Origin of the sequence: Klebsiella sp. ZJOU C1, assembly GCF_035620215.1 — a bacterium.
Taxonomy (GTDB): Bacteria; Pseudomonadota; Gammaproteobacteria; order Enterobacterales; family Enterobacteriaceae; genus Klebsiella; species Klebsiella variicola.
Genome location: NZ_CP141644.1, coordinates 5,105,245 through 5,118,388, shown reverse-complemented (window position 1 = coordinate 5,118,388; position 13,144 = coordinate 5,105,245). Strand labels below are relative to the sequence as shown.

The 13,144-nt window shown below is 59.4% G+C and carries 13 protein-coding genes; 10 read left to right on the top strand and 3 right to left on the bottom strand.

The window, feature by feature from the left end; translation table 11 throughout:
• The first annotated feature begins 34 nt into the window (after positions 1 to 34).
• The 8 genes from SPE70_RS24645 (at position 35) to arnF (ending at position 8,313) form a co-directional block, all read left to right on the top strand.
• Positions 35 to 541: a phenolic acid decarboxylase gene (locus SPE70_RS24645; RefSeq protein WP_012540376.1), complete on the top strand. Its 507-nt coding sequence runs from the start codon at positions 35 to 37 to the stop codon at positions 539 to 541.
• 396 nt (positions 542 to 937) lie between these two features.
• Positions 938 to 2,077: a UDP-4-amino-4-deoxy-L-arabinose aminotransferase gene (gene arnB, locus SPE70_RS24640; RefSeq protein WP_012540377.1), complete on the top strand. Its 1,140-nt coding sequence runs from the start codon at positions 938 to 940 to the stop codon at positions 2,075 to 2,077.
• Between the two features lies 1 nt (position 2,078).
• A complete protein-coding gene (arnC, locus tag SPE70_RS24635; protein WP_008806952.1) occupies positions 2,079 to 3,062 on the top strand; it encodes an undecaprenyl-phosphate 4-deoxy-4-formamido-L-arabinose transferase in 984 nt (327 codons plus the stop codon).
• A complete protein-coding gene (gene arnA / locus SPE70_RS24630; RefSeq protein ID WP_064170590.1) occupies positions 3,059 to 5,044 on the top strand; it encodes a bifunctional UDP-4-amino-4-deoxy-L-arabinose formyltransferase/UDP-glucuronic acid oxidase ArnA in 1,986 nt (661 codons plus the stop codon). Before arnC ends, arnA begins: the two co-directional genes overlap by 4 nt.
• On the top strand, positions 5,041 to 5,943 hold the full coding sequence (gene arnD / locus SPE70_RS24625) for a 4-deoxy-4-formamido-L-arabinose-phosphoundecaprenol deformylase (protein WP_008806954.1): 903 nt from the start codon (positions 5,041 to 5,043) through the stop codon (positions 5,941 to 5,943). The genes arnA and arnD overlap by 4 nt, the downstream gene beginning before the upstream one ends.
• On the top strand, positions 5,943 to 7,598 hold the full coding sequence (gene arnT, locus SPE70_RS24620; protein WP_064170589.1) for a lipid IV(A) 4-amino-4-deoxy-L-arabinosyltransferase: 1,656 nt from the start codon (positions 5,943 to 5,945) through the stop codon (positions 7,596 to 7,598). Before arnD ends, arnT begins: the two co-directional genes overlap by 1 nt.
• On the top strand, positions 7,595 to 7,933 hold the full coding sequence (arnE, locus tag SPE70_RS24615; RefSeq protein ID WP_008806956.1) for a 4-amino-4-deoxy-L-arabinose-phosphoundecaprenol flippase subunit ArnE: 339 nt from the start codon (positions 7,595 to 7,597) through the stop codon (positions 7,931 to 7,933). The genes arnT and arnE overlap by 4 nt, the downstream gene beginning before the upstream one ends.
• A complete protein-coding gene (gene arnF / locus SPE70_RS24610; protein ID WP_008806957.1) occupies positions 7,933 to 8,313 on the top strand; it encodes a 4-amino-4-deoxy-L-arabinose-phosphoundecaprenol flippase subunit ArnF in 381 nt (126 codons plus the stop codon). The genes arnE and arnF overlap by 1 nt, the downstream gene beginning before the upstream one ends.
• Here arnF and SPE70_RS24605 read toward each other — a convergent pair.
• Positions 8,310 to 9,359 (bottom strand): AI-2E family transporter, encoded by a 1,050-nt coding sequence (locus SPE70_RS24605; protein ID WP_008806958.1) that lies wholly within the window; start codon positions 9,357 to 9,359, stop codon positions 8,310 to 8,312. The genes arnF and SPE70_RS24605 overlap by 4 nt on opposite strands.
• Positions 9,360 to 9,492: 133 nt before the next feature.
• Here SPE70_RS24605 and SPE70_RS24600 point away from each other — a divergent pair, with 133 nt between their 5' ends.
• Entirely contained in the window at positions 9,493 to 10,713 is a 1,221-nt protein-coding gene (locus SPE70_RS24600; protein ID WP_008806959.1) for an MFS transporter, read from the top strand.
• On the opposite strand, the gene SPE70_RS24595 is transcribed toward SPE70_RS24600, so the two are convergent.
• A complete protein-coding gene (locus SPE70_RS24595; protein WP_012540380.1) occupies positions 10,714 to 11,271 on the bottom strand; it encodes a DcrB family lipoprotein in 558 nt (185 codons plus the stop codon). It lies immediately after the preceding gene.
• A 73-nt stretch (positions 11,272 to 11,344) separates the two neighbouring features.
• Positions 11,345 to 12,010, bottom strand: a complete 666-nt coding sequence (locus tag SPE70_RS24590; protein ID WP_008806961.1) for a 7-cyano-7-deazaguanine/7-aminomethyl-7-deazaguanine transporter — start codon at positions 12,008 to 12,010, stop codon at positions 11,345 to 11,347.
• Positions 12,011 to 12,216: 206 nt separating this feature from the next.
• Here SPE70_RS24590 and tusA point away from each other — a divergent pair, with 206 nt between their 5' ends.
• The gene (gene tusA / locus SPE70_RS24585) at positions 12,217 to 12,462 is read left to right on the top strand and encodes a sulfurtransferase TusA (RefSeq protein WP_002920858.1); all 246 of its coding nucleotides are present in this window, start codon (positions 12,217 to 12,219) and stop codon (positions 12,460 to 12,462) included.
• Positions 12,463 to 13,144: the final 682 nt, after the last annotated feature.

Below are 13,144 nucleotides of genomic sequence, written 5' to 3'. Positions count from 1 at the left end.
CGTATGCTGTCCTCAACAAAACAGAGGAGAATAAATGATGAGCACTTTCGACAAACATGACCTCAGCGGCTTTATCGGTAAACATCTGGTCTATACCTACGACAACGGCTGGAACTACGAGATTTACGTCAAAAATGGCCACACCCTCGACTACCGTATTCACAGCGGCATCGTCGGCAATCGCTGGGTGAAAGATCAGGAAGCGTACATCGTGCGGGTGGGGGAAAGTATCTACAAAATCTCCTGGACCGAACCGACCGGCACCGACGTCAGCCTGATCGTCAACCTGGGCGACAAACTGTTCCACGGCACCATTTTCTTCCCGCGCTGGATCATGAATAACCCGGAAAAAACCGTCTGCTTCCAGAACGACCATATTCCGCTGATGAATTCGTACCGTGATGCCGGCCCGGCCTATCCAACGGAAGTGATTGACGAGTTCGCCACTATCACCTTCATTCGCGACTGTGGCGCCGATAATGACGAGGTCATTAATTGCCCGGCGAGCGAATTACCTGCGGATTTTCCTGCAAATTTGTAATTCAGCAGAAATAACTTTGTGATCTGCGCTAACATTTTGTCATTAAGCGTGACGATCGCTAATTTAAGTATTGTGTATTGGTTTAATTCCCGTTTACTTTTTGCTATTGCGTTCCTGTTTCTTGCCGCTTAACAGGAACGCTTTCCTGTCATACCCCTGCCATAAAAAATTCCTATCATACTGTTTAGTAATGAGTTATTACTTATTCTGAGAAAATATTAATTTCTTAATATTATCCTAAGCAAGGTCGACTACATTAATAGTGGTCGAAATACCCTGAAATGGAATGCCGCGCTGAACTCACTTCATTTTAATTTCGTTTAAGTCCGCAGGCGCAGGATATTTTATTCTAACGACCCTGATTTGTGCGTGGGTCAACTACAGAACAGGATGATGATGAGCGATTTTTTGCCGTTTTCGCGCCCGTCGATGGGCGACGCAGAGCTGGCTGCGCTGCGTGAAGTTTTAGCGTCGGGCTGGATCACCACCGGACCGAAGAATCAGGCACTCGAAGCGGCATTCTGCCAGCTGACCGGCAACCGCCACGCGATTGCCGTCAGTTCAGCGACCGGCGGGATGCATGTGACCCTGATGGCGCTGGGTATTGGCCCCGGCGATGAAGTCATTACGCCGTCCCAGACCTGGGTCTCCACTCTCAATATGATCTGCCTGCTGGGCGCTACGCCGGTGATGATCGATGTCGATAACGACAATCTGATGATTACCCCTGACGCGGTGGAAGCGGCGATCACTTCGCGTACCAAAGCGATAATTCCCGTGCACTACGCGGGCGCGCCAGCCGACATCGACGCCATTCGCGCGGTGGGCGAGCGCCACGGCATTCCGGTGATTGAAGATGCCGCCCATGCGGCGGGTACCCATTATAAAGGCCGCCACATTGGCTGGCAGGGGACCGCCATTTTCTCGTTCCACGCGATCAAGAACATGACCTGCGCCGAAGGCGGGCTGATTGTCACCGACGACGACGAGCTGGCCTCCCGTATCCGCAGTCTGAAATTCCATGGTCTGGGCGTGGACGCCTATGATCGTCAGACCCACGGCCGCGCGCCGCAGGCGGAGGTGATCACCCCGGGCTTCAAGTACAACCTTGCCGATATCAACGCCGCTCTGGCGCTGGTCCAGCTGGAAAAACTGAGCCACGCCAATCAGCGCCGGACGGAGATTGCCCAGCGCTACCTGCGCGAGCTGGCGGACACGCCGTTTAAACCGCTGACCGTCCCGGCATGGGATCACCAGCACGCCTGGCACTTGTTTATCATCCGCGTCGATGAGGCCGCATGCGGCATCAGCCGCGACGCGCTGATGGAAAAGCTGAAGGCGATGGGTATCGGCACGGGTCTGCATTTCCGTGCGGCTCATACGCAAAAATATTACCGCGAGCGCTTCCCTGAGGTTTCCCTGCCAAATACCGAATGGAACAGCGCCCGCATCTGTTCTCTCCCGTTGTTCCCGGACATGACCGATGACGATGTCACTCGCGTCATTTCCGCACTGCGCCAGCTGTCAGGACGTTGATATGCTTACTTACCCTCCCGTGAAGAAGGTCTCGGTGGTTATCCCGGTTTATAACGAACAGGATAGTCTGCCGGAACTGCTTCGTCGTACGGATACCGCCTGCGCCACGCTGGGGCGGCAATATGAAATTCTGCTGATCGACGATGGCAGCAGCGACGATTCCGCGCGCATGCTGACCGAAGCCGCCGAGGCGGAAGGCAGTCACGTCGTCGCCGTGCTGTTAAACCGTAACTACGGCCAGCACTCGGCGATCATGGCCGGCTTTAGCCATGTGACGGGCGATCTGATTATTACCCTTGATGCCGATCTGCAAAACCCACCGGAGGAAATTCCGCGGTTAGTAGAGAAGGCTGATGAAGGCTACGACGTGGTGGGCACCGTCCGCCAGAACCGTCAGGACAGCATCTTCCGCAAAAGCGCCTCGAAGATGATCAACCGCCTGATCCAGCGCACCACCGGCAAAGCGATGGGCGACTACGGCTGCATGCTGCGCGCTTACCGCCGCCATATTATCGACGCGATGCTCAACTGCCACGAGCGCAGCACCTTTATCCCGATCCTGGCGAATACCTTCGCCCGTCGCGCGGTCGAGATCCCGGTGATGCATGCCGAGCGCGAATTCGGCGACTCCAAATACAGCTTCATGCGCCTGATCAACCTGATGTACGACCTGGTGACCTGTCTGACCACCACGCCGCTGCGTCTGCTCAGCATTTTCGGCAGCGTGATTGCCCTGCTGGGCTTCGCCTTCGGCCTGCTGCTGGTGGTGCTGCGCCTGGCCTTTGGGCCGCAGTGGGCGGCAGAAGGGGTGTTCATGCTCTTCGCCGTGCTGTTTATGTTCATCGGCGCCCAGTTTATCGGTATGGGCCTGCTCGGCGAGTATATCGGACGCATCTATAACGACGTTCGCGCTCGTCCCCGCTACTTTATTCAACGTGTTGTTCGCCAGCCGGAAACGGCATCTAAAGAGGAAGATCGTTCATGAAAGCCGTAGTCTTCGCTTATCACGATATGGGCTGCACCGGTATCCAGTCCCTGCTGGACGCCGGGTATGATATCGCTGCTATTTTCACCCACCCGGATAACCCTGGCGAAAACCATTTCTTTGGCTCCGTGGCGCGCCTTGCCGCCGAGCAGGGCATTCCAGTGTGGGCGCCGGAAGACGTGAACCATCCGCTGTGGATTGAGCGTATCCGCGAGATGAAGCCGGACGTGCTGTTCTCCTTCTACTACCGCAACCTGTTGGGCGATGAGATCCTCAATCTGGCGCCGAAAGGGGCATTTAACCTGCACGGTTCGCTGCTGCCGAAATATCGTGGCCGTGCGCCGCTGAACTGGGTGCTGGTCAATGGCGAAAGCGAAACCGGCGTCACCCTGCACCGCATGGTGAACCGCGCGGATGCCGGCGATATCGTCGCCCAGCAAACCGTGGCGATTGGCCCGGATGACGCGGCCCTGACGCTGCATCGTAAGCTGTGCGCCGCCGCCACTGAGCTGCTGAGCCAGGCGCTGCCGGCGATCCTTGAAGGAAAAACCGCAGAGCGCCCGCAGGATCACAGCCAGGCGACCTACGTGGGGCGTCGTACCCCGGAGGATGGCCGCCTCGACTGGGAGCAGCCGGCGCAGACCCTGCACAATCTGGTGCGTGCCGTCTCGGATCCGTGGCCGGGCGCGTTCGGCTACGCTGGCGCGAACAAGTTTATCGTCTGGAAATCCCGCGTCCGTCACGATCTGCCGGCAGCCAAACCGGGCACCGTTATCTCCGTTGCGCCGCTGATCGTGGCGTGCCAGGACGGGGCGCTGGAAATTGTCACCGGCCAGACCGAACGCGGTGTGTACATGCAGGGCGCTCAGCTGGCGCAGGCGCTGGGCCTGGTGTCCGGGGCGGTGATCAGCAGCAAACCGGTGGTGGCGATTAAGCGTCGCACCCGCGTGCTGATCCTCGGCGTCAATGGCTTTATCGGTAACCATTTGACCGAGCGCCTGCTGCAGGACGACAACTATGAAATTTACGGCCTGGATATCGGCTCCGACGCCATCAGCCGTTTCCTTGAGAGCCCGCGTTTCCACTTCGTGGAAGGCGATATCAGCATTCACTCCGAGTGGATCGAGTATCACATTAAGAAATGCGACGTGGTGTTGCCGCTGGTGGCCATCGCCACCCCTATCGAATACACCCGCAACCCGCTGCGCGTGTTCGAGCTGGATTTCGAAGAGAACCTGAAGATCATCCGCGATTGCGTGAAATACAATAAGCGCATCATCTTCCCGTCGACCTCTGAAGTGTATGGCATGTGCACCGATAAAAACTTCGACGAAGATACCTCCAATCTGGTGGTCGGGCCGATCAACAAACAGCGTTGGATCTACTCGGTTTCTAAACAGCTGCTGGACCGCGTGATTTGGGCCTACGGCGATAAGTACGATCTTAAGTTCACCCTGTTCCGTCCGTTCAACTGGATGGGACCGCGCCTGGATAACCTCAACGCCGCGCGTATCGGTAGTTCCCGCGCCATCACCCAGCTGATCCTCAACCTGGTGGAAGGGTCGCCGATCAAGCTCATCGAGGGCGGCAAGCAGAAGCGCTGCTTCACCGATATCAGCGACGGTATCGAAGCGCTGTTCCGCATCATCGAGAACAAAGACGGCCGCTGCGACGGGCAGATCATCAACATCGGCAACCCGGAAAACGAAGCGAGCATCAAAGAGCTGGCCGAAATGCTGCTCGCCTGCTTCGAACGCCATCCGCTGCGCGATCGCTTCCCGCCGTTTGCCGGCTTCCGTGAAGTGGAAAGCAGCGATTACTACGGGAAGGGCTACCAGGACGTTGAGCATCGTAAGCCGAGCATTCGCAACGCCAAACGCTGCCTGAACTGGGAACCGAAGGTGGAGATGGAAGAAACGGTCGAACACACGCTGGACTTCTTCCTGCGTACAGTTGAACTGGTGGACGATAAAAATCCATGAAACAGGTCGGCTTACGCATAGATGTCGATACCTTTCGCGGAACGCGGGACGGCGTTCCGCGGCTGCTGGACCTGCTGGGCCAGCACGGGATCCAGGCAAGCTTCTTCTTCAGCGTCGGGCCGGACAATATGGGGCGCCATCTGTGGCGCCTGGTAAAACCGAAGTTTCTGTGGAAGATGCTGCGTTCCAGAGCGGCTTCGCTGTACGGCTGGGATATTCTGCTGGCTGGCACCGCGTGGCCGGGACGCCGCATCGGCGCGGGGAACGAAGCGGTGATCCGCGCGGCCGCCGAGTCTCATGAAGTCGGGCTGCACGCCTGGGATCACTACAGCTGGCAGGCGTGGAGCGGCGTCTGGCCGCAGGAACGGCTGGCGCTGGAGGTTGAGCGCGGCCTGCTCGAACTGGAACGCATCATCGGCCGGCCGGTCACCTGTTCGGCTGTCGCCGGCTGGCGCGCCGATCAGCGGGTGGTCAAAGCCAAAGAATCCTTCGATTTTCTCTACAACAGCGACTGTCGCGGCACGCGGCCGTTCCTGCCCCAGCTCGGTAGCGGCACGTTCGGTACGGTGCAGATCCCGGTCACGCTGCCGACCTGGGATGAGGCGGTGGGCACGGCGGTCGATATCGCCGGCTTTAACCGCTACCTGCTCGACTGCATCCATCGCGACCCGGGCGTGCCGGTCTATACCATTCACGCCGAAGTGGAAGGTATTGCTTACGCCGATCAGTTCAATGAACTGCTGACCATGGCGGCGGAAGAGGAAATTCAGTTTTGCCCACTGAGCCAGCTGCTGCCCGCTGACTTTAGCGAGCTGCCGTCTGGCAAAGTGGTTCGGGGTGAACTGGCTGGCCGGGAAGGCTGGCTCGGACGTGAACAATTACTGACTTCGGGTGTTTGATGAAAAGCATTCGCTATGGCGTCTCTCTGATTGCGCTGTTTGCGCTGTATTACCTGCTGCCGCTTAATTTTCGTTTGCTCTGGCAACCCGATGAAACCCGCTATGCGGAGATCAGCCGTGAAATGCTGGCCACCGGTGACTGGGTGGTGCCGCATTTTCTCGGATTGCGCTACTTCGAAAAGCCGATTGCCGGTTACTGGATCAACAGTATCGGTCAGTGGCTGTTTGGCCATAATAACTTCGGCGTACGCTTTGGGTCGGTCTTCGCTATCACCATGACTGCCCTGCTGGTGGCCTGGCTGGCGTGGCGCGTCTTTCGCGACAAAAAGGTGGCTGTCCTGTCGCCGGTGATTTTCCTTACCGCGATGCTGGTGTATGCGATTGGCACCTATGCGGTGCTGGACCCGATGATCACCCTGTGGCTGGCGCTGGCGATGTGCAGCTTCTGGGGCGCGGCGCAGGCGCAGAGCCGCAGCGGCAAAATACTGGGCTACGCGCTGCTGGGCGTCGCCTGCGGTATGGGGGTGATGACCAAGGGCTTCCTGGCGCTGGCGGTGCCGGTGGTGGGCGTGCTGCCGTGGGTGATCGCCCGTAAACGCTGGCGTGAAGTGCTGACCTACGGCTGGCTGGCGGTGATCGTCTGTACGCTGGTGGTGCTGCCCTGGGGGCTGGCTATCGCCCAGCGCGAGCCGGACTTCTGGCGCTACTTCTTCTGGGTCGAGCATATTCAGCGTTTTGCCGAAAAAGATGCCCAGCACAAAGCGCCGTTCTGGTACTACATTCCGTTCCTGATCGCCGGCAGCCTGCCGTGGCTGGCCCTGCTGCCGGGGGCGCTGAAGCGCGGCTGGCTTGAGCGCGATGAGGCTCGCGGCGCGCTGTATCTGCTGGGTTGGGTGGCGATGCCGTTCCTGTTCTTCAGTATCGCCAAAGGCAAACTGCCGACCTATATCCTGCCGTGCTTTGCGCCGCTGTCGATTCTGATGTCCCGCTACGCGCTGGAGGCCGCAAAGACCGGCGCAAAAGCGCTGCGCATCAACGGGATGATCAACCTGGGCGTTGGCCTGCTGGGGCTGATCGCCGTGCTGGTGGTCTCACCCTGGGGCGTGATGCACAAGCCGGTGTGGACCAAGATTGAGCTGTATAAATGTCTGCTGGCGGCGATCGCCTTCGCCGTCTGGGCGCTGATGGGCTGGCTGGCGATGAAAAACCCTGGCCGCCGCTGGAGCCTCGCCGCGCTCTGTCCGCTCGGCCTGGCGCTGCTGGTGGGCTTCGCCATCCCGGACCGGGTTATCGACAGCAAACAGCCGCAGTTCCTCGTGGATATCGTCAGTGAATCCCTGCAGCCCAGCCGTTACGTCCTGACCAACAACGTTGGGATCGCCGGCGGCCTGGCCTGGGAGCTGAAGCGCAGCGATATTATTATGTTCGACAAACAGGGTGAGCTGAAGTACGGTCTCGACTGGCCGGATGCTCAGGGAAGCTTTGTCAGCCAGGCCGGTTTTGCCGACTGGCTGGCCACGCACCGTCAGCAGGGGCCGGTCTCGCTGGTGCTGTTGATGGATAAAGGAGAGAGTATGGTTGACTTACCGTTACCGAAGCCAGATAACGCCTACGAGCTGGGTCGGGTGGTCTTCCTTCAGTATCTGCCGCAATGAGCGTCTGGATCTGTCTGGTGTTCGCCAGCCTGCTGAGCTGCGCCGGGCAACTCTGCCAGAAACAGGCGACCCGCCCGTCCCGTCGCGGACGGCGGAGTCGCCATATACTCTTCTGGCTGGGGATGGCGCTGTTATGCCTGGGCTGCGGCATGCTGCTGTGGCTGAGCGTGCTGCAGTCTATTCCGGTCAGCATCGCCTATCCGATGCTGAGCCTGAATTTCGTCTGGGTTACCCTCGCGGGCTGGGGCATCTGGCATGAGCCGGTCGCTCGCCGTCACTGGCTTGGCGTCGGGTTGATCGTCGTGGGCATTGTCATTCTGGGGACCAGCGTCTGATGGGCTTTCTCTGGGCATTATTCAGCGTCGGCCTCGTCAGCGCCGCGCAGTTGCTGCTGCGCAGCGCCATGGTGGCCTTGCCGCCGCTGACCGATATTGTGGCATTTCTCCAGCATCTGCTGCATTTCCAGCCCGGGACCTTCGGCCTGTTTTTCGGCCTGCTGGGCTACCTGCTGTCGATGGTCTGCTGGTACTTTGCCCTGCATCGCCTGCCGCTGTCGAAAGCGTATGCCCTGCTGAGCCTGAGCTATATCCTCGTGTGGGCCGCCGCCATCTGGTTGCCCGGCTGGCATGAGCCGTTCTACTGGCAATCGCTGCTGGGCGTGACGATCATTGTCGCCGGCGTGTTGACCATCTTCTGGCCGGTCAAACGCCGCTAGCCGGGGAGCCGGCTTTTGGGACGGCCCGGGCCGAGCAGGATCGCCAGCTTGCTGCCTCCGACGGTGGTCTCCATCCAGATTTTACAGACGCTGGTTAACGGTACCGAGAGCAGCATCCCCACCGGCCCCAGCAGCCAGCCCCAGACCAGCAACGACAGGAACACCACCAGGGTCGACATTCCCAGCCGATGGCCCATCATGCGCGGCTCCACCATGTTGCCCAGCACCATATGCACCACCAGAAACAGCGCCCCGACCAACAGGCACTCATAAATGCCGCTAAACAGCAGCGCCTGCAGCATCGGGGGGATAGCGGAGATAGCGGAGCCAATGTTCGGCACATAGTTCAGCAGAAACGCCAGCACCCCCCACATCAGGGCGAACTGTACCCCCATCGCCAGCAGCCCCAGCCAGACAATCAGCCCGGTCCACAGGCTAATCAGCGTCTTCAGCGCCAGATAATGGGTGACGCCTTTCAGCGCCCGGTGCAAGCCGGCGATATGCAGGCGCGGGTTATTGAGGGCAAAACGCAGTTTGTAGGGCAGGTGGCGAACCTCAAACAGCATAAAGATCACCGTCATCACCAGCAGCACGATGCTGGCCATCGCCCCGGAAAGCTGGGTCATTAGCGTCGTGGCCCAGGTCATCAGCCGTTCTGAATCCATGCGCCGCAGCATGCGCTCCGGATTGATATGCAGATTAAGGAAGGGGAGATACTCCTGGAGCTGGAGGATCTTGCGCGTCAGGGCGCGGTTGAAATCGGGGAGCATGGCGACAAAGTCATTGAGCGACGCCGCCAGTACGCCAAGCAGCGCGGTGAGCATCACCAACATCGCCGTCACCACCAGGGTAATGGCGAACGGACGCCGCACCCCGCGGCGAATGAACCAGGTGACCAGCGGGTTGAGAACAATAGCGAAAAACAGCGCCAGCAGCAGCTGCACCAGAATATCGGCGGCGGCGTGGATCCCGGCGAGGATAATCACTAACGCTGCCAGCTTAAGTAAAATATGGAGCCCGGCTTTATCAGCCTGCGGAGAGGACATAGGTATTCCTTTTATGAGTCGCGCCAGATAAGTGTAGCGGTTCGCCGACTGCCAATATTCCGAAAGGAGGGCTGCTTTTCCGCCGACAGCGTGGTAATAGTGAAAGCTGATTGTCGAAATCTGGTGGAACCTGATGCCCGAACCCGTCGCCGAGCCGGCGCTCAATGGACTGCGCCTCAATCTGCGGATTGTCTCTGTCGTTATCTTTAACTTTGCCAGCTATCTCACCATCGGCCTGCCGCTGGCGGTGCTGCCCGGCTATGTGCATGATGTCATGGGCTTTAGCGCTTTCTGGGCCGGGCTGGTGATTAGTCTGCAATATTTCGCCACGCTGCTCAGCCGCCCGCATGCCGGGCGCTATGCCGACCTGCTGGGGCCTAAAAAGATTGTCGTCTTCGGTCTCTGCGGCTGTTTTTTGAGCGGTTTGAGCTATCTGTTGGCGGCCTGGAGCAGCGGCTGGCCTCTGGTTAGCTTGCTGCTGTTATGCCTCGGACGGGTGATCCTTGGTATCGGCCAGAGCTTCGCCGGCACAGGCTCGACGCTGTGGGGCGTCGGCGTGGTCGGTTCGCTGCATATCGGGCGGGTGATCTCGTGGAACGGGATTGTGACCTACGGGGCGATGGCGATGGGCGCGCCGCTCGGCGTGCTGTGCTATTCACACATTGGCCTCAGCGGCCTGGCGGTAGTCATTATGGCGGTGGCGCTGGTGGCGATCCTCTGTGCGCTGCCCCGCGCGGCGGTGAAGGCTACCAAAGGTAAAGCGATGTCGTTTCGCGCGGTGCTTGGCCGGGTCTGGCCCTACGGTATGGCGCTGGCGCTGGCCTCCGCCGGCTTCGGGGTGATCGCCACCTTTATCACGCTGTTTTATGACGCCAAAGGCTGGGACGGCGCGGCTTTCGCTCTGACGTTATTCAGCTGCGCGTTCGTTGGCACGCGGCTGCTGTTTCCTAACGGCATTAATCGCCTCGGTGGACTGAACGTGGCGATGCTCTGCTTTAGCGTGGAGATTATCGGACTACTGCTGGTCGGCTTTGCCGATACGCCGTTGCTGGCGAAAATCGGTACCTTCCTTACCGGGGCGGGGTTCTCGCTGGTCTTCCCGGCGCTGGGGGTGGTGGCGGTCAAAGCGGTGCCGCAGCACAATCAGGGGTCGGCGCTGGCGACCTATACCGTGTTTATGGATTTGTCGTTGGGGGTCACCGGGCCGCTGGCCGGATTGTTGATGGCGTGGACCGGGATCTCGATGATTTATCTCGCCGCGGCTGGGCTGGTGATGGCGGCGCTGCTGTTGGGCTGGCGGCTAAAAAAACGGCCCCCGGTTAGCGAACCGGAGGCCATCGCACCAGGCCAGTAATTACTGGATGGTGAGGGTGTTGATGATGCTTTCTGCTTCGGTCTGCGCCTGCTGCTGGTTGTCCGCCGGCAGGGTCACCTGCAGGGTCAGCAGTTTGTCATCCACTTTGCCGAGGATCACTGAAGACCAGGCGGTCTGCCCCTTGGCAGAGATGATGCTGTCCAGCTGCTGCAGGGTATGGCCTTTCATCTCCAGCGATTTGTTGCTCACCACCTGCAGCTGCGGGTCGCGGCTACGCTGCTGATCTTCCAGTCGTTTCGCCAGTACCGCCAGATCTTCATTGGTGCTGTCGCCGACGATGACGATGACCGCTTTCTGGCCGGTAGCGTCAGAGTAGACGTGCATGTTGTTCGCCTGGGTACCCAGTTTGCCGCTCTGGTCGGCCATGCCAGCAGGCAGGGTGAAGCTCAGTTTGCCATCCAGCAGGCTGATTGCCTGGCCGCTGGCATTGCTCTCCGCTGCTGCGCCAACGGTTGGCGCTTTTGAATCGCTGTTATCGCAGGCGGCAAGCCCCATTACCAGCAGGCCAATACCGACATATTTAACCAAATTGCGCATTGACATCTTCCTTTCGATAAACGGCCACTAATGGCTCATCCGGCTATCTTAACACATCGGCCCGCGAGTACCTTTAACTCGGCTGTAATGCCGACAAATCAGATTTATCCGCCAGTCTTTTCAACAGCATATTTAACAGCACGCCGTACATCGGCAGGAAGAAAATAATGCTGATAAGCACTTTAAAGCTGTAGTCGACGAGGGCGATTTCCCCCCAGTGGGCGGCCATAAACGGGTCCGGGCTGCGCCAGAAAGCGATAAAGAAGAACGCGACGGTATCGCTGATGTTGCCGAACAGCGTCGAGGCGGTGGGGGCCAGCCACCAGTGGCGACTCTGCCGCAGGCGGTTGAAGACGTGGACGTCGAGGATCTGCCCCAGCGCATAGGCCATAAAGCTGGCGATGGCGATGCGCGCGACGAAGAGATTAAAGGTGCCCAGCGCGGCAAAGCCCTGCCACTCGCCCATGTAGAACAGCGCAGAGATGCCGTAAGAGATAACCAGCGCCGGGACCATCACCGCGAAAATGATGCGTCGCGCCAGCGGTGCGCCAAAAATGCGTACCGTCAGATCGGTGGCGAGAAAGATAAACGGAAAACTAAACGCGCCCCAGGTGGTATGGAAACCAAAAATGGAGATCGGCAGCTGAACCAGATAGTTGCTGGAGGTGATGACCAGCAGATGAAATAGCGAAAGCCAGACGAGCGCTTTTTTGCGCTGTACGGTAGTAAACGGATTCATATTGTGACCTTTTTATGCCCGTCATGCTTCAGGTTAAGGAGCAATCGGCAGCGGAACGTTGGGGTGAGGGAACCCAATAAAAAACGGCTGCATGATACTGCGTTGTCGGCGTAATGCAATGGTTGTTTTTCGCGCAAACGTTAACCTGGCTTGCGTACTGGCGAACTGGGGGTAAACTAGGGCCGTTTTGTTAACGTGAGACTAAAATGAGCGAACTTTTCTCCACTCCTGACCACACCCTGGATGCCCTGGGGCTCCGTTGCCCGGAGCCGGTCATGATGGTGCGTAAAACCGTGCGGACGATGCCGGTCGGCGAGACGCTGCTGATTATTGCTGACGATCCGGCCACCACCCGCGATATCCCGGGATTCTGCCGCTTTATGGAGCATGAGCTGGTGGCCCAGGAAACCGAAGCCCTGCCGTACCGCTATCTGATCCGCAAAAGCCACTGAGCTTTTCCCGGATAGCGGCGCGTAGCGCCTTATCCGGGCTACCCGACGGTCCGGAATCGTAGCCCTGCTAAGCGCAGCGCGAGCAGGGAATACCCCGGATGGCGGCGCGTTGCGCCTTATCCGGGCTACCCGACGGTCCGGAACCGTAGCCCTGCTAAGCGCAGCGCGAGCAGGGAATACCCCGGATGGCGGCGCGTAGCGCCTTATCCGGGCTACCCGACGGTCCGGAACCGTAGCCCTGCTAAGCGCAGCGCGAGCAGGGAATACCCCGGATGGCGGCGCGTAGCGCCTTATCCGGGCTACCCGACGGTCCGGAATCGTAGCCCTGCTAAGCGTAGCGCGAGCAGGGAATATCCCGGATGGCGGCGCGTAGCGCCTTATCCGGGCTACCCGACGGTCCGGAACCGTAGCCCTGCTAAGCGCAGCGCGAGCAGGGAATACCCCGGATGGCGGCGCGTAGCGCCTTATCCGGGCTACCCGACGGTCCGGAATCGTAGCCCTGCTAAGCGCAGCGCGAGCAGGGAATATCCCGGATGGCGGCGCGTAGCGCCTTATCCGGGCTACCCGACGGTCCGGAACCGTAGCCCTGCTAAGCGCAGCGCGAGCAGGGAATACCCCGGATGGCGGCGCGTAGCGCCTTATCCGGGCTACCCGACGGTCTGGAACCGTAGCCCTGCTAAGC